Here is a 15470-nt window from a genome sequence, read left to right on the forward strand (position 1 = left end):
CGAAGGGTATCACCCAAGACCCCACCCATCATCGACAGAATCTCACCGCAGCGGGCAACCTGCATCTCAACGTAACTTGCAGATGTGGTGAAACCCGTGACCAAGATCGACCAGATCGAGACGATGATCCTCGATATACCGACCATCCGGGGGCACGTGCTGTCCATGGCTACAATGCGGGTCCAAACGGCGGTTCTGGTTAAGATCAAGTTCTCTGACGGCTCCGAAGGAATTGGCGAAGGCACCACCATCGGCGGTCTGAGCTATGGCGCCGAAAGCCCCGAAGGCATCCAGTCTGCCATCGACACATATATCTCACCCGTGCTGCTGGGCTGTGATGGTGACAACGTGAACGGAGCGATGCAGCGGATCGAAAAATTGGTCAAGGGCAACCGCATCGCCAGGACGGCGGTGGAAATCGCGCTTTGGGACGGGCTTGGCAAGCGTCTCGGTGTCCCGGTCTCGCAGCTCTTCGGGGGTGCCGTGCATGATAGGCTCCCGGTTGCTTGGACACTTGCTTCCGGCAATTCCGAAACGGATATCGCGGAAGCCCAGGAGATGATCGAGACCCGCCGCCACAACATCTTCAAGCTGAAGATCGGCAAACGCTCCGTGCGGGAAGACGTGGCTCATGTGGCCAGGATCAAGAAAGCCGTTGGCGATGCCGCCAGTATCCGCGTCGATGTGAACACTGCGTGGTCACTGCAGGACGCCCGATGGGGCCTGAAGGGTCTTCAGGACGCGGGTTGCGAATTGGTCGAACAGCCTGTTCCGGCCCGGTACCGTCGCGCCTTGGCGGAACTGACCAGCGGCTACGAGATTGCCGTTATGGCGGACGAGGCCCTGAATGGTCCGGAGGATGCCCTGGCGGTAGCCGAGGCGAATGCTGCGGATGTGTTTGCTGTGAAAGTGGCGCAGTCCGGAGGGCTGAAGCGGGCGTCTGAGGTGATTGCCATCGCGCAGGCGGCAGGGCGCGGCCTCTATGGCGGCACGATGCTGGAAACCGGGTTGGGGACAGCAGCCGCTCTCCAGCTCTTTTCCACCATTGAGACCCTACACTGGGGCACTGAATTCTTTGGCCCCTTGCTGCTGACCGACGAGATCCTGGCTGAACCGATCACTTACCGCGACTTTTGCGTTGAAATCCCGAAAGGCAACGGCATCGGCGCAATACTTGACCCCGACAAGGTCGCATTTTTCCGCCGTGAAGGCGGCCGGAATATGAAAGCCGCCGCCGGGCAATAACCAGCGGCATGACATCAAAGCCAGTCAAAACGCTACCAAAGCGTTGCGGCTGTCAGGAGGAGGACGACTGATGTTCACACAATCCAATCTCGAGGAATTCGAGGCCCGCCTCGACGGTGCGATCCAAGATGATCCCGAAAACGGCGTCTTCCGCTGCCGTCGGGATATCTTCACCGACGAAGAACTGTTTGAGCTAGAAATCAAGCACATCTTTGAAGGCAATTGGATCTACATGGCCCATGAAAGCCAGATCCCAGAGCCGGGCGATTACTTTACACTTACCATGGGCCGCACACCCGTCGTTATCACCCGCGACAAGGACGGTGAACTGCACGCACTGGTCAATGCATGTTCGCACCGTGGCGCGCAGCTCTGCCGGTTTAAGCGCCGCAACCAGAAAACGTTCACCTGTCCTTTCCACGGTTGGACCTTCTCGAACACCGGCAAGCTTCTGAAGGTCAAAGACCCCAAGGGCGCGGGTTACCCCGAGCAGTTCAACAAGGACGGAAGCCACGATCTGACAAAGGTTGCACGGTTCGAAAACTACCGTGGCTTCCTGTTTGGCTCGCTGAACGCTGATGTGCAGCCGCTTGAGGACTATCTCGGCGAGGCGCGCAAGATGATCGACGTGATCGTTGACCAGGCTGACGAAGGGCTTGAGGTGCTGCGTGGGTCCTCGACGTATACCTATGACGGCAACTGGAAGCTGCAGGCCGAAAACGGCGCCGATGGCTATCACGTATCCGCTGTCCACTGGAATTACGTCGCTACCACCGCGCACCGTACCGACGATGGCAAGGAAGACAACATCAAGGCGACAGATGCCTCGAAATGGGCCAAGCAGCGCGGCGGTTTCCACGCATATGAGAACGGCCATATCCTTCTTTGGACCGAGTGGGCGGACCCGACCAACCGCCCGAACTATCCGCGCCTCGAGGAATGGACCGAGAAATACGGCAAGACCAAGGCAGAGTGGATGGTGGGCGTTCTGCGTAACCTCTGCCTGTACCCGAATGTCTTCCTGATGGATCAATTCAGCTCGCAGATCCGCGTTTTCCGCCCGATCAGTGTCGATCAGACTGAAGTGACGATCTACTGCATTGCCCCCAAGGGCGAGAGCCAAGAGGCCCGCAGCCGCCGTATTCGCCAGTACGAGGATTTCTTCAACGCCTCCGGCATGGCGACCCCGGACGATACCGAGGAATTCCGGGCCACTCAGCGCGGCTACGCGGGCGCGGCACATGCCAAATGGAATGACTTGACCCGTGGCGCCACCCAGTGGATCGAGGGCCCTGATGACGATGCCAAGGCCCTCGGGATCAATCCGGTTCTTTCCGGGGCCCGCACTGAAGACGAAGGTCTCTTTGTCATTCAGCATACCAACTGGTCCGAGCGCATGGGCGAAGCCATCGCCAAGGAACGCGCCACTGCGCCTGATGCACGCACCGCGGCTGAGTGAGGAGGAAAAGACATGAGCACGGAAACACTTGAACGCACCAACACCAGCCCGGGGATGACCTTTGAAGACATCCAGGCCTTCCTCTATGCCGAGGCCCGTGCGCTGGATGACCGCGACTGGGACACCTGGCTGACATTCTATGACGCGGACTGCCCGTTCTGGATGCCCGCTTGGGATGACTACGACAATCTGACGGAAGATCCGCAGAATGAGATGTCGCTGATGTACTATCCCAACAAACAGGGCATTGAGGACCGCGTGTTCCGTATCAAGACTGACCGGTCTTCTGCAACATCGCTGCCTGAACCGCGTACCAACCATTACCTTTCGGGGATTGAAGTGCTGAGCCGGGAGGGCACGCAGATCAAGGTGCGCTTCAATTGGCAAACGCTGAGCTATCGCTACGGCAAAACCGACCAGCACTGGGGCACGTCGTTCTACACGATCGACAGCAGCGGCCCAAATCCGCTTATCACCGACAAGAAGGTGGTCCTTAAGAACGATCACATTCACCACGTGATCGACGTCTACCACATCTGACCCGGGAATTTCGGGAACTTAGAGAGCTCCGCGCATCCACGTCAGGGTGCGCGGCCAAGGGAGGAGCATGCCATGACGACCTATAACGTTGCCCTGAATTTCGAAGATGGCGTCACCCGCGTCATCCAGTGCGATGACGACGAGAAGGTGACCGATGCGGCCTTCCGTCAAAAGATCAACCTGCCGATGGATTGCCGGGATGGCGTCTGCGGCACCTGCAAGTGCTTCGTCGAAAAGGGCGAATACGAGCTGGAATTCTATATGGACGAGTCCATGAGCGACGAAGAGGCGGAACAGGGCTTTGCGCTGACATGCCAAATGACGCCGGAAAGTGACTGCGTGGTGCGCGTCCCGGTGCCCTCCGCTGCCTGCAAGACCGCACCGGAGGCTGTCGAAGGCGAGGTGCTGGGCGTCGACACCCTATCGGAGACCTCCTTCGGGCTGCGAGTGAAACTGGCCAAACCGGTCAGCTTTCTACCCGGCCAGTATGTGAACGTCACCGTTCCGGGGACCGGAAAGCACCGCTCTTATTCCTTCTCCTCCGCGCCCGGTGCCGATGAGGCCACGTTCCTGATCCGCAATCTGCCCGGCGGCGTGATGAGCAGCTACCTGGGCGAACAGGCCAAGGCCGGCGACAGCGTCACGCTGACCGGACCGATGGGCGCGTTTTACTTGCGCCCCATGGAGCGCGCGCAGCTGTGGCTGGCCGGCGGCACCGGCCTGGCACCATTCCTGTCGATGCTGGAGCAGGCGGCCGAACAGGGGACGGATCATCCCATTGTGCTGTACTACGCGGTGACCCGCGCCGCCGATCTGGTGGAGCTGGACCGCGTGCAGGACCTGGCCGCAAAGATCGGCAATGTCACCGTCATTACCATTCTGGCCGCCGAAGAAGAAGCACATGAGCGTAAGGGCTTTGTCACCGATCATGTCACTGCCGGCGATCTGAACGGCGGCGATTGCGATGTGTACCTCTGCGGTCCGCCACCGATGGTCGATGCGGTGCGGGGCCACTTCAGCAAGCTGGGGGTCGAGCCTGCGAATTTCTACTTTGAGAAGTTCAACCCGACCGAAGCAGAGGCGGAAGCCGCATGAGCCGCCGGTTTGATGAAAAAGTCATGGTCGTGACCGGCGCGGCCCAGGGCATTGGCCGCCGGGTTGCCGAACGGGCAGCGGCCGAGGGCGCCCGGGTGCTGATCGTGGACCGCTCCCCCGCGCGCGAGGAGGCCGCGGAGTCGATCCGCAGAGGGGGTGGCGCGGTGCAGGCAGTCGCGGTTGACCTTGAGACTTGGGAGGGCTGCGCGGAGGCGATGCAGGCCGCTATGGACCTGTGGGGCCGGATTGACATCCTGGTCAACAATGTAGGCGGAACGATCTGGGCCAAGCCGTTTGAGCATTACGAGCCCGGGCAGATCGACGCCGAGGTGCGCCGGTCGCTGTTCCCGACGTTGTACTGCTGCCGGGCCGCGATTGAGCACATGCTCCCGCAAGGCTCGGGCGTGATCGTCAACGTGTCGTCCATCGCCACGCGCGGGTTGAACCGCGTGCCTTACGCGGCGGCCAAGGGCGGTGTGAATGCGATCACGGCGAGCCTGGCCTGGGAAGTGGCCGAGCGCGGCATCCGTGTGGTTGCCGCCGCCCCCGGCGGCACCGAGGCGCCGCCGCGCATAGTGCCACGCAATCCCAATGCCGAGGAAGAACAGCGCGAAGACTGGTACAAGACCATCGTCGACCAGACGGTGCAGTCTTCGCTGATGAAACGTTATGGAACACTCGACGAACAGGCCGGTCCGATCCTGTTCTTGGCGTCGGAGGACGCATCCTACATCACCGGTGTAACGGTGCCGGTGGGGGGCGGTGATCTCGGTTAGCGCCGAGCTGGACAGGCCCTGAGGAGGGGCCGGAAAAACCAACAGGAGGAAACTACAATGAAACGCGCAATCCTGGCGGCCCTCGGGCTCGCCACCTGCCTTGCTGTGCCCGCAGCCGCCGAAGAGGACATCAAGGTCGGCTTGCTGCTGCCGTTTTCAGGCGTCTATGCTGCGCTCGGCAATGATATCGAAGCGGGCTTTACCGTGGCCCTTGAACAGTTCGGTAGCGAAGCCGGCACGGGTTTCGAAATTGTCCGCGAGGACACCGAAGTGAAGCCGCCCGTAGCGCTTGGCAAGGCCAAGAAGCTGATCCTGCAAGACAAGGTTGACGTTGTGGCGGGCATCGTCAGCTCAGGTGTTCTGGGCGCCGTGCGCGACATGGTGCATGGCGCCGGTGTGCCGCTGATCGTGGCCAATGCCGGTAATGATGATGCCACCGGGGCAAGCTGCTCGCCCTATATCACCCGCATGTCATTTTCCAATGGCCAGGTGAACCGCCCGATGGGGCAATGGATGTACGATCAGGGCATTCGCAAAGTCTATACGCTGGCCCCGGACTATGCGGCGGGCCGCCAGATGATCGGGGGCTTCGTTGAGACTTTCACCGCCGCGGGTGGAGAGATCGCCGGGCAGGAATTCACCCCGTTTCAGAAAACCCAGGATTTCGGTCCCTATCTGGCGCAAGCCAAAGCAAGCGGCGCCGATGCGGTCTATGTGTTCTATGCTGGCGGCGAGGCAATCTCCTTCGTCAAGCAGTATGATAGCTTCGGGCTGAAGGCGGATCTGCCGCTATATGGCTCCGGCTTCCTGACGTCGCCGCTGTATGTCAACGCCGAAGGTCTGGCCGCCGAGGGTGTGATCACCGCGCTGCATTACGTGCCGACGCTAGACAACGCGGCCAATGCCGCCTTTGTCGCGGCATTCCAGGCCAAGACTGGTCGTCTGCCGTCGGAGTTCGCCGTGCAGGGGTATGACGCGGCCCGGGCGCTGGTCGAGGCGGCCAAAACCGGTGCTCACGACCGGGCATCGCTGGCTGAGGCTCTGCGCCAGGTCAGCTTTGACGGGCCGCGCGGCAAGCTGTCGATCGACCCGGCCACCAACAATATCGTCCAGCCGGTCTACGTCTACGAAACCGTGGCTGGTGAAAACGGGCTGACCCAGAAGGTGCTGGCCGAGCTGCCCGCCGAGGCCGACCCAGCCAACGGCTGCGAGATGGCCCCCGTCTCCAACTGACAATGCTGCCCGGCCGCCCCCGTGCGGCCGGGCCCATATTCCGAGGAGGGCCTCTCATGGCACATGATCTTGGTTTCTGGACGCTTCAGGCGCTGAATGCGCTGCAACTGTCCATGCTGCTCTTTCTGCTTTCCATCGGCCTGACGGTCATCTTCGGGCTGATGCACTTCGTCAATCTTGCTCATGGATCGCTCTATGCGCTGGGGGCATACTTTGCCGCCTCTCTGGCCGCCATCGGTGGATATTGGATGGGGTTCTTTCTTGCGCCTGTCGCCGTGGCCGGGGTTGGCATTTTGCTTTATTCCGGACTTATCAAACGGATGCGCAAGTCCGGTCCTATGGCCCAGGTGCTCGTGACCTTTGGGCTTATTTTTGTTCTGCTCGATCTGACACGGATTTTCTGGGGCGATCTGGCGTTGGCTATCGACGCGCCTGCGCTGCTTTCTGGTCGGCTGACGTTCCTGGGCATCGAGTATCCGGCCTACCGGCTGTTCATCATCGTTCTCGGACTTTCCATCTTCGCAGCGCTCGCATTTGTGCTGAGCCGTACGCAAATCGGCGCGATGATCCGGGCCGGTGTCGACAACGATGCCATGGCGTCTTGTCTCGGTATCAATGTTGAACGGTTGTTCTTCATCGTTTTCTGCGTCGGATGCGCGCTGGCAGGTCTTGCGGGGGTCGTCGCGGCGCCGCTCTTGAGCGTTACGCCGGATATGGGTCTACAGATCCTGATCCCGACTTTGATCGTGATTGTCATAGGCGGTCTGGGCTCGCTTAAAGGCGCAATCGCCGGGTCGCTGATCTATGGTTTCGTTCAGACCTTCGGCGCGGTTTTGGCTCCGCAGCTCGCTTCTATCCTCATCTATGCCCTGTTGGCTGCTGTCCTCGTGATCAAGCCCGTGGGCCTGTTTCCTGCGAAAGGATAAGCCGATGTTTCGTCACAATGCTCTTCGCTACATGGCCCTCGTGCTTTTGGCCGCAGGTGCCCTCTTTCAGGCCTTTACCGCCGAGTACTTCGGGCTGGAAATCCTGACCGAAATCTTGATTCTGGCCATGCTTGTGCTGGCCCTCGACATCGTTGCGGGTTTTGGTGGCATGGTATCGCTTTGCCACGGCGCACTGATGGGCGTTGGCGCTTATGCCTACGCCATCCTGTCGGCTAAGGCGGGCCTCGCGCCGCCCGTGGCCATGGCTGGCGCCATCGCTTTGACCGGTTCCACCGCCTGGATCATCGGCGCAATCTGTTCACGAAGCCATGGAATCTATTTCATCATGGCGACGCTCGCCTTCGGCCAAATGGCCTATTCCTACGTGTTCGAAGCCCCAATCTTTGGCGGAGACGATGGGCTAGGTGGTATTTCCCGGTTGGATCTGAGCTTTATCGGAGTTGATTTGAATGACAGCCGCAGCTTTGCGTTCTTCTGCCTAGCCATCCTTGGCGCGGTCTATGGCGCATCTGTTCTCATTCTGCGTTCAGGGCTTGGCCGTTCGCTGACGGGCGTCATGCACAACGAACAACGGATGCGCGCGCTTGGATTGACGATCTGGCGGATCAAGGCGGATGTGTTTGGGTTGTCGGGCATGATTGCCGGCCTGGCCGGCGCTCTTGCTGCGCAGCACATCATGTATATCTCGCCCGGGCTTCTCAGCTGGACTGTGTCCGGCGAGGCACTGGTTGTCGTTATCCTTGGCGGCTTAGGAACTTTGGTTGGTCCGCTCGTGGGCGCTGCCGCCTTTGTGCTGCTCAAGCATGAACTGAGTTCGCTTACGGCACACTGGCATCTTGTTGTCGGCGTAATTTTGATCGCCGTGGTGATGAGCCGCGCAAACGGTATCTTCGGCTGGATCGAAGCCCGCTGGGGTGCCCGGGTCGAACGCCGTGTGGCTGATGCAACGCGCAAACAGGAGTCCGAGGAGGTGTTGACCGATGCTTGAGACGCGTAATCTGGACAAGAGCTTCGGTGCCGTCCACGTCACCCGCGATGTATCGCTGAAATTGGAGCGGGGAGAACGCCGCGTGATCCTGGGCCCCAATGGCGCAGGCAAGACAACGCTGTTCAACCAACTGGTGGGTGAACTCACACCCGACAACGGATCGGTTCATCTCGCTGGCGAAGATGTCACCGCCTTGCCTGTTGCTAAACGCGCCCGCCGTGGCCTGTCGCGCAGCTACCAGAAGAATACTTTGTTCGACGGTCTGACGGTTGAGGAAAATCTTGGGCTTGCCGCTGCCGTGCATACCGGCAACGCGACGCAGCTTTGGGCAGATAGCCTGGCAAAGCCCGACGTTCGCGAGATCGTCGAGGAGGTGGCGGAACAGGTCAACCTGATGCCGTTCATTCACGCCAAAGTATCTGAGATCAGCTACGGCGTGCGCCGCCAGCTCGAAGTTGGCGTCGCGCTCGCCACAAGGCCGCTTGTTCTGCTGATGGACGAACCCACTAGCGGTGTCGGGCCAGAGATGTCGAAGGGGTTTCACGACTTGTTGAACAATCTGCCGCGTGACCTGACAATGCTCATCATCGAGCACGACATGGACCTTGCCTTCGACGTGGCGGACACGATCACTGTGCTCAACTACGGCGAAGTTGTCTTTGACGGCTTGCCGGAGGAGGCCCGCGGGTCAAGCCTGCTAAAGGAAATCTATTTGGGGAGCTGGGAAGATGCTTGAACTGAGGGCAATCGAATCCGGTTATGGCGAAACGCAAGTTCTCTATGGCCTTTCGCTGGAAGCGCAAAAGGGCAGGGTGCTGGCCATCCTGGGCCGCAATGGCGCAGGAAAATCCACAACGCTGAAAACCATCATGGGGCTCCTTCCGATCAAGTCCGGCGAGATCGCCTTCGAGGGTAAACCGATCGCGAGGCAACCATTCGACATCGCCAAGAGTGGTATCGCTTACGTTCCTGAAACGCGTGACATCTTCCCGTCGTTGACAGTTCGCGAAAACCTGGAGATTGCGGCCAAGAGATTTGGCGGAACCAAAGCCGAATGGACGATGGAACGGGTTCTGGATCTTTTTCCCCGTCTTGGCGAACGTATGGATAATGGCGGTACACAGCTATCGGGCGGCGAGCAGCAAATGCTGGCGATTGCACGCGGTTTGCTGATGAATCCCCGCCTCCTGATCCTCGATGAACCGACCGAGGGTCTGGCGCCGATCATTGTGAAACTGATCCACGACAAGCTCCAAGACCTGAAGGCAGCCGGGCTTTCGATGATCATCGTGGAGCAAAACTTTGGTTTTGCAACCTCGCTTGCCGATGACGTGGTGGTGGTCGGCAAAGGCCAGGTCGTCTGGACTGGCAGTGCAGAAGAGATCAAGGCAGACGAGGACGCGCAGCATACCTGGCTTGGTGTGTAATTGGGCCGCTTTGTACACCGGCCGTCCAACTAGAAAACCTTGCGGGCCACCTTTTGCGCGATGTTGACGAAGTTCTTTACATGCAGGCCTTGCTCGTCCAGCCGGTAGTTAACAGACAGTTCGGTGCGCGCGAACTCGGGTTCGATCCTGAGGAATTTCATACCCTTCCGCGGGGCGTTTGCAACTGACTCCGGCACGATGCAAACGCCCTCGCCGACGGCAACCAGGCCGAGTGCGGTTTGCAGATCCATGCACCAGATGCGTAGCGGCGCTTCGAAGCCGGCGTCTTCGATAGCTTTTAGAACCATGTCCGCATAGCTCGGGCGGGGCTTCTCGGGGTAAAGGATCAGATGGTGCGTCTTCAGGCGCTCAAGCTTTGCGACTGAGCGTGTCCCCGTGTCCACAATATCGGGTAAGGCCAGGATTAGCCTTTCTTCGACCAGGTGTTTCGAAAGGAACTCAGGATCCTTAAGCGTTGGGCGCGCGAACACCACGTCGAGTTCACGCGACACCAAGGCCCTATGCAGATCCGCATTGTTCATGGGGATGAGGCTAAGGTTCACTTCCGGGTAATTCGCTCTGTAGGACCGGATGATGTTTGGGAGTATGCCAAAGGTCGCAGAACCAACGAAGCCAATACGCAGACGTCCCTCGGCTCCCTGGCCCAAGCGGCGCACTTCCAGCTGGGTATCTTCAATCTGGGCCAAGATTGATTTCCCGCGCTCAAGCAGTCTTTCCCCTGCTTGCGTCATCGTTATCGCGCTGCGGCCGCGATTGAATAGGATCGCACCAAGCTCTTCTTCCAACTGCTTGATCTGGCGGCTGAGTGGTGGTTGCGCCATGTCGAGACGCTCAGCTGCCCGCCCAAAATGCAATTCCTCTGCCACCGCAATGAAATAGGACAGCTGTTTGAAGTTCATTTTCAGTCACTCCCTCAGGAATTCACGTTAAGCGATCCCATCAAATGAAAAAAGACCCCCGAAAATCGGGGGTCAGTTTGGTGGGAGGTGAAGTGGTTTACTCGGCGGCGACGGCCTGCTCGGCGGCACCGGTCTTCAGCACAAAGTCGAACTCGAAGTGCAGATCTGTGCCCAGTTCCTTGGGGGCAGGGTTGAACTTGCCGATCAAGCTTTCCTTGACGGCAAACACGCTGTCGTTCTCCAGCCATTCGCTGTCGGCATCGTAGATCTGGCTAATCAGCGGGCGGTACCCGTCCTTGGAGATAACGAAGTGCATGTGGCCAGGGCGGTTCGGGTGGTGCCCCATAAAGCGCAGCAACTCCCCTGCCGTCTCGTCGTCGGGGATCGGGTAGGGGACAGGCCGGACGGCAACAAAGGCATAGTGCCCGTTATCGTCGGTTTCGAACCGGCCGCGGAGGTTGTATTCGGGTTGGTCAGGATCGAGGTTCTCGTAGATGCCGTTCGGTGCATCCTCCCAGACATCGAGCGTCACACCAGGAATGCCGTTGCCGTTCTCGTCGCGGATGTAACCTTCGTAGTAGGCAGTTTCTTCGTTGTCGAAGTGCTTTTGAATGGTCGACGCGCCCTTGGGCAGGACTGGCGGGTTTTCGCGGTAGAACGGTCCGAGCACGGTCGATTCACTCTCGTTGCCTTCGACCGGGTTGGTCATCATGTCGACCAAGACTTCGATGCCGAGGATATCGGCCAGCAGGATGAATTCCTGGCGGTTGTCGTTGCAAAGCTGGCCAGCGCGGGCAAGGTAATCACAGGCGGCCAGAAATTCGTGATGCTGAAGTTTCACGTCTTTGATGAAAGCATGCATGTGCTTGATGATACCTGTCGCGATCTCGCGTTCACGGTCGCTGATATCGCCATGCTGGCCGAGGCTGCCGATCACAACCTCTGTAATGTTTTCTTGGTTGACGATGCCCATGGATAATTCCTCCTCCTGGCTGTCTGGGGGTTCGAATTCAGGACGCTCCACCGTCCCTCGTCTGCGATCGAACTTCCCCCCAATCGCTCCTCATCCCAATGCCTGGGGCGGTATCGGGCAATACCGCAAACGGTTGTAGCCCTCGGAGTGTCCTTTAAATCAAGCAGTTATAAGGGCATTCCAGATGCGCCCAACCTGAGAGTATTGCCCCATACCCGGGATGGTATGGCTTCACTGTATTGGCTCATGGCACCAACGCTTCAGTAAATTATCGCATGGGAGGCTGAGGTGATCGATACCTTCAAGCATATTCAGCAAAGCCTAGAGGCGACGCCGCACTTGCTGCGCCTCGGCTGTCTGTTTTCCGAAACGGTGCTGATCGAGATCGAGGGCAGCGAGTACTACCTGTCTTTCGATAAAGGACTCATCGTGTCCGTCGTAGAAGGTCCGAGCCGCAAGACACCCTGGCGATTTGCCCTGCGCACAGATGCCGAAGCACTGGAAAAGTTCTGGCAGGCCCGTCCCGAGCCGGGGTTCCACGACATTTTCGGGCTGGTGAAGATCGGCCGGGGCCGAATTGATGGCGACATCCTGAGCCTCGTCAAGAATCTGCGCTTCTTCAAGGAAGTGCTGACGCTGGCACGCGCAAAAAAGGAGCTGGCCGCATGAGTATCGAACCGATCACCGGCCGTTATGTCACCGTCACCGTGGGCGGCGCGCCCCGCCGGATCTATTTCGAGGAAGCAGGGCAGGGCCGTCCGGTCATCTGTCTGCACACGGCCGGGGCTGATACCCGCCAGTGGCGTCATCTGATGAACGACGCAGAGATCACCGCTTCGAACCGCCTGATCGCTTTTGACATGCCATGGCACGGAAAATCGCTGCCGCCTGAAGGCTTTGAGACCCAGGAATACCTGCTGACCACCGAAGCCTATTTCGAGACCGTTCTCGCGGTCATCGACGGTCTTGGGCTGGAATGCCCGGTTCTGGCTGGCTGCTCTATGGGCGGGCGCATCGCGCTGCAACTCGCGGCTTTGCACCCCGAGAAATTCAGCGGTTTTATCGCAATAGAAGCCTCTGATTTCCAGCCCGCCTGGTATGATATCGACTGGTTCCACCGCCCGGATGCCCATGGCGGCGAGATGGGCGCAGCGCTTGTTTCGGCCAACATTTCCCCCTTCGCGCCAAATGCCGAGCGATGGAACACATTGTGGATGTTCATGCAAAGTGGTCCCGGCGTTTTCCGTGGCGATCTGAGTTTTTATACAAAGGACGACAGCCTGATCCCGCGTTTGCCGACGATAGATACGGCAAAAACCCCTGTTCACATCATCGTCGGGGCTTACGACCTGACATGCACACCCGAGGATGCCGAGCGGACAGCCAAGGCGATCCCTGGCGCGACGCTCGCTGTGATGGACAAGCTCGGACATTTTCCGATGAGCGAACACCCGGACGGGTTCCGTCCCTTCTTCGTCGAAGCTCTTGGGAAAATGCCCAAACCAGCTGCGAAGGCGGCCTGACACTCAAATCAGCACGGGAGGAGGAGCCATGTGCAAGAATGCTGACAACCCCTGTCCAGGATGCAAGAAGCACAAAAAGGCAGAGGCCGCATGGATGTTCTTCACCGACGAAGAACGCGCCGCCATCGAGAGTATGCGGCAGGCCGGCAAGGCCTCCGCATCGCGCAAGGCACGCTCCTGAGCGGATCCAAACCTGACGTGCCGCATTCCCCGTGACGCGGCAAAACCGGAACAAGACAATGACAAACCCCTGCATCATCTGCGTGGCGATTACCGGCAGCCTGCCGACCAAAGCCAACAATCCGGCTGTTCCAATCATCGTATCGGAGCAGGTGGAATCGACCCACGAAGCCTTTGAGGCGGGTGCCACCATCGTTCATGCGCATGTGCGCAATGAGGATGAGACGCCCTCATCGGAGCCTGAGAAATTCGCGGCTCTGAAGGAAGGTATCGAGAAACACTGCCCGGGCATGATCATCCAGTTCTCGACCGGCGGGCGGTCGGGTGCGGGCAAGACACGCGGCGGGATGCTGCCCTTGCGGCCTGACATGGCGTCGCTTTCGGTCGGGTCGAACAATTTCCCAACCCGTGTCTACGAGAATCCGCCGGATCTGGTGGCCTGGCTGGCTTCGGAAATGCTGGCCTACGACGTCAAGCCAGAGATCGAAGCGTTCGATCTTAGTCACATCCTGAAAGCCAGACAGATGGCCGATGAAGGCCAGCTTGCGGGCACACCCTACATTCAGTTCGTGATGGGGGTGAAGAACGCCATGCCGGTCGATCGGGATGTGTTTGACTACTACATCCGCACCGTTCACCGTCTTTTCGGCGACGATGCGCCATGGTGCGCGGCCGGCATCGGGGCCAATCAGCTCACGCTGAATGAATGGGCGATTGCTGCGGGCGGGCACGCGCGTACAGGGCTTGAGGACAATGTCCGCCTCGACCGGAACACGCTGGCCCCCTCCAATGCCGCTCTGGTTCGACGAACCGCGGAAATTTGCGCAAAGAACAACCGCCCCGTCGCGACCTGGCAGGAAGCGCGGCGCATCCTCGGGCTTCGCCTGCCCACCGACAGCATGAACCGAGGCGAGACCGAAAAAACCGCGGCGGCCACAATTGTCTGATACGGCTGGATACCAGCGACTGCGCCTGGGGGACATTTCCGGCTCCGCCGTCGGGGCCGGTTTCCTTGCAGTCCTTGTATCTTATTCAGGTCCTCTGCTGATCTATCTCAGTGCTGCCGAGGCCATGGAAATTTCCCGGCCGGCATTCACATCGTGGGTTTTCGCAATCTCGATCGCGGCAGGGCTGTCGAGCATCGTCCTCAGCCTGTGGTTCCGTGTCCCTGTCGCCATGGCCTGGTCCGCGCCTGGAACCGTGCTTCTTATCGGGTTCGGTCCTTCTTTGCCTGCTGCTGAGATGGCAGGTGCCTACATTGCCGTCGCGGCGGCTTTGGTCCTCATCGGTATTTCCGGCCTGTTTGATTGGCTCGTGAAAGTCCTTCCTCCCGCCGTAACTAACGGCATGATGGCGGGTATCCTGTTCGGTTTCGGCCTCAAGGCTGCAGGCGGGCTGACCACAGATCCGGTGGTGGTCTCCGTTCTCATCGCAGCCTTCGCAATTTGCACCGCCACCGTGCCGCGCTATGCCGTGCTCGCTTTGCTTGGGCTGGCTCTTATGCTCACCTCCATCGCTTATGAAACATCGATCACATCGGTGAGCTTGTCGATGGCGCAGCCACAAGCAATAGCGCCAGAGTTCTCGGTGGCAGCGATGCTCAGTCTTGCAGTGCCGTTGCTAATAACGACTCTCAGCGGGCAATATCTGCCAGGAATGGCGGTTCTGAGAGCCAATGGCTACGCGGTCTCGGCCAATCCGATCATGATCTTTGGAGGGCTTGCGTCCGCGGGCGCCGCGGTGTTCGGCGGGATCAGCACCGCGCTTGCGTCAATCACGGCTTCTTTCTGCGCAGGGCCAGACAGTCACGAAAACCCGGAGCGCCGCTACATTGCGGGTGTTGCCTGCGGATTGTTCTTTTGCCTCGGCGGGCTCTTTGCCGGGAGCATCGTCGACATCCTGATCATGCTGCCATCCTCCGTCATCGCACTGCTGGCGGGGTTGGCGCTGCTGCAACCGATCCTGAAATTTACCGCCGCAATGATGGCGTCCGAAGACGCGCAGGCTGGGCTGCTCACCTTCATTTTCACCGCATCCGGCGTGTCGCTCTTCGGGATCGGCGCGGCATTCTGGGGAGTCGTGGCGGGCATCGTGTTTCATTTCCTGACGCGGTTTGGCCGCTGGATGATGGACCGGCTGGCGGCGTGAGCGGCCCCCCTTTGCA

17 protein-coding genes are annotated in these 15470 nt (G+C 59.5%); 15 read left to right on the plus strand and 2 right to left on the minus strand.

Translation table 11 applies throughout. The features are described 5' to 3' along the window. Window positions 1–87 precede the first annotated feature (87 nt). The 10 genes from RA25_RS06260 to RA25_RS06305 all read left to right on the plus strand — a co-directional run bounded on the left by RA25_RS06260 (window position 88) and on the right by RA25_RS06305 (window position 9710). Window positions 88–1245 (plus strand): muconate/chloromuconate family cycloisomerase, encoded by a 1158-nt coding sequence (locus RA25_RS06260; protein ID WP_193747966.1) that lies wholly within the window; start codon window positions 88–90, stop codon window positions 1243–1245. Window positions 1246–1315: 70 nt separating this feature from the next. Continuing rightward, entirely contained in the window at window positions 1316–2704 is a 1389-nt protein-coding gene (benA, locus tag RA25_RS06265; protein WP_027233514.1) for a benzoate 1,2-dioxygenase large subunit, read from the plus strand. Window positions 2705–2716: 12 nt separating this feature from the next. Further along, window positions 2717–3244, plus strand: coding sequence for a benzoate 1,2-dioxygenase small subunit (gene benB / locus RA25_RS06270; protein WP_039170784.1), 528 nt, complete (start codon window positions 2717–2719; stop codon window positions 3242–3244). Between the two features lie 72 nt (window positions 3245–3316). Then, window positions 3317–4339: a benzoate 1,2-dioxygenase electron transfer component BenC gene (benC, locus tag RA25_RS06275; RefSeq protein WP_039170786.1), complete on the plus strand. Its 1023-nt coding sequence runs from the start codon at window positions 3317–3319 to the stop codon at window positions 4337–4339. Further along, window positions 4336–5115 carry a benzoate diol dehydrogenase BenD gene (benD, locus tag RA25_RS06280; protein ID WP_039170788.1) on the plus strand — a complete coding sequence of 260 codons (780 nt, stop codon included), beginning with the start codon at window positions 4336–4338 and terminating at the stop codon, window positions 5113–5115. The genes benC and benD overlap by 4 nt, the downstream gene beginning before the upstream one ends. A 57-nt stretch (window positions 5116–5172) precedes the next feature. Further along, on the plus strand, window positions 5173–6348 hold the full coding sequence (locus RA25_RS06285; protein ID WP_039170792.1) for an ABC transporter substrate-binding protein: 1176 nt from the start codon (window positions 5173–5175) through the stop codon (window positions 6346–6348). Window positions 6349–6404: 56 nt separating this feature from the next. After that, a complete protein-coding gene (locus RA25_RS06290) occupies window positions 6405–7274 on the plus strand; it encodes a branched-chain amino acid ABC transporter permease (RefSeq protein ID WP_027233519.1) in 870 nt (289 codons plus the stop codon). Between the two features lie 4 nt (window positions 7275–7278). Further along, entirely contained in the window at window positions 7279–8283 is a 1005-nt protein-coding gene (locus RA25_RS06295) for a branched-chain amino acid ABC transporter permease (protein WP_039170794.1), read from the plus strand. Next, the gene (locus tag RA25_RS06300) at window positions 8276–9019 is read left to right on the plus strand and encodes an ABC transporter ATP-binding protein (RefSeq protein WP_027233521.1); all 744 of its coding nucleotides are present in this window, start codon (window positions 8276–8278) and stop codon (window positions 9017–9019) included. The genes RA25_RS06295 and RA25_RS06300 overlap by 8 nt, the downstream gene beginning before the upstream one ends. Further along, on the plus strand, window positions 9012–9710 hold the full coding sequence (locus RA25_RS06305; RefSeq protein WP_039170796.1) for an ABC transporter ATP-binding protein: 699 nt from the start codon (window positions 9012–9014) through the stop codon (window positions 9708–9710). The genes RA25_RS06300 and RA25_RS06305 overlap by 8 nt, the downstream gene beginning before the upstream one ends. A 29-nt stretch (window positions 9711–9739) precedes the next feature. On the opposite strand, the gene RA25_RS06310 is transcribed toward RA25_RS06305, so the two are convergent. Then, window positions 9740–10630, minus strand: coding sequence for a LysR family transcriptional regulator (locus RA25_RS06310; RefSeq protein WP_039170797.1), 891 nt, complete (start codon window positions 10628–10630; stop codon window positions 9740–9742). Window positions 10631–10727: 97 nt separating this feature from the next. Then, the gene (locus RA25_RS06315; RefSeq protein WP_039170799.1) at window positions 10728–11603 is read right to left on the minus strand and encodes a dioxygenase family protein; all 876 of its coding nucleotides are present in this window, start codon (window positions 11601–11603) and stop codon (window positions 10728–10730) included. Between the two features lie 288 nt (window positions 11604–11891). Between RA25_RS06315 and RA25_RS06320 the strand changes: the two genes are divergently transcribed. Genes RA25_RS06320 through RA25_RS06335 form a run of 5 tightly spaced genes read left to right on the plus strand, consistent with a single transcriptional unit; the run spans window position 11892 to window position 15454 of the window. Continuing rightward, a complete protein-coding gene (locus RA25_RS06320) occupies window positions 11892–12272 on the plus strand; it encodes a hypothetical protein (RefSeq protein ID WP_039170802.1) in 381 nt (126 codons plus the stop codon). After that, window positions 12269–13126: an alpha/beta fold hydrolase gene (locus RA25_RS06325; protein ID WP_039170806.1), complete on the plus strand. Its 858-nt coding sequence runs from the start codon at window positions 12269–12271 to the stop codon at window positions 13124–13126. Before RA25_RS06320 ends, RA25_RS06325 begins: the two co-directional genes overlap by 4 nt. 28 nt (window positions 13127–13154) lie before the next feature. Continuing rightward, complete coding sequence (locus RA25_RS22620; RefSeq protein ID WP_152612168.1) at window positions 13155–13307, plus strand: DUF1289 domain-containing protein; 153 nt, start codon at window positions 13155–13157, stop codon at window positions 13305–13307. 58 nt (window positions 13308–13365) lie between these two features. Further along, on the plus strand, window positions 13366–14253 hold the full coding sequence (locus tag RA25_RS06330) for a 3-keto-5-aminohexanoate cleavage protein (protein WP_039170809.1): 888 nt from the start codon (window positions 13366–13368) through the stop codon (window positions 14251–14253). Further along, window positions 14246–15454: a benzoate/H(+) symporter BenE family transporter gene (locus RA25_RS06335; RefSeq protein WP_052254178.1), complete on the plus strand. Its 1209-nt coding sequence runs from the start codon at window positions 14246–14248 to the stop codon at window positions 15452–15454. The genes RA25_RS06330 and RA25_RS06335 overlap by 8 nt, the downstream gene beginning before the upstream one ends. The last annotated feature ends 16 nt before the right edge of the window (window positions 15455–15470 follow it).

The sequence above is a fragment of the Leisingera sp. ANG-S5 genome (assembly GCF_000813925.1).
Lineage (GTDB): Bacteria > Pseudomonadota > Alphaproteobacteria > Rhodobacterales > Rhodobacteraceae > Leisingera.

Bases quoted from the DNA above. Each gene is read 5' to 3' on its own strand.
- RA25_RS06315 (WP_039170799.1), bottom strand. From the start codon at position 11,603: ATGGGCATCGTCAACCAAGAAAACATTACAGAGGTTGTGATCGGCAGC.
- RA25_RS06325 (WP_039170806.1), top strand. From the start codon at position 12,269: ATGAGTATCGAACCGATCACCGGCCGTTATGTCACCGTCACCGTGGGC.
- RA25_RS06285 (WP_039170792.1), top strand. From the start codon at position 5,173: ATGAAACGCGCAATCCTGGCGGCCCTCGGGCTCGCCACCTGCCTTGCT.
- RA25_RS22620 (WP_152612168.1), top strand. From the start codon at position 13,155: ATGTGCAAGAATGCTGACAACCCCTGTCCAGGATGCAAGAAGCACAAA.
- benD (WP_039170788.1), top strand. From the start codon at position 4,336: ATGAGCCGCCGGTTTGATGAAAAAGTCATGGTCGTGACCGGCGCGGCC.
- RA25_RS06300 (WP_027233521.1), top strand. From the start codon at position 8,276: ATGCTTGAGACGCGTAATCTGGACAAGAGCTTCGGTGCCGTCCACGTC.
- benC (WP_039170786.1), top strand. From the start codon at position 3,317: ATGACGACCTATAACGTTGCCCTGAATTTCGAAGATGGCGTCACCCGC.
- benA (WP_027233514.1), top strand. From the start codon at position 1,316: ATGTTCACACAATCCAATCTCGAGGAATTCGAGGCCCGCCTCGACGGT.
- RA25_RS06310 (WP_039170797.1), bottom strand. From the start codon at position 10,630: ATGAACTTCAAACAGCTGTCCTATTTCATTGCGGTGGCAGAGGAATTG.
- benB (WP_039170784.1), top strand. From the start codon at position 2,717: ATGAGCACGGAAACACTTGAACGCACCAACACCAGCCCGGGGATGACC.
- RA25_RS06330 (WP_039170809.1), top strand. From the start codon at position 13,366: ATGACAAACCCCTGCATCATCTGCGTGGCGATTACCGGCAGCCTGCCG.
- RA25_RS06305 (WP_039170796.1), top strand. From the start codon at position 9,012: ATGCTTGAACTGAGGGCAATCGAATCCGGTTATGGCGAAACGCAAGTT.
- RA25_RS06290 (WP_027233519.1), top strand. From the start codon at position 6,405: ATGGCACATGATCTTGGTTTCTGGACGCTTCAGGCGCTGAATGCGCTG.
- RA25_RS06295 (WP_039170794.1), top strand. From the start codon at position 7,279: ATGTTTCGTCACAATGCTCTTCGCTACATGGCCCTCGTGCTTTTGGCC.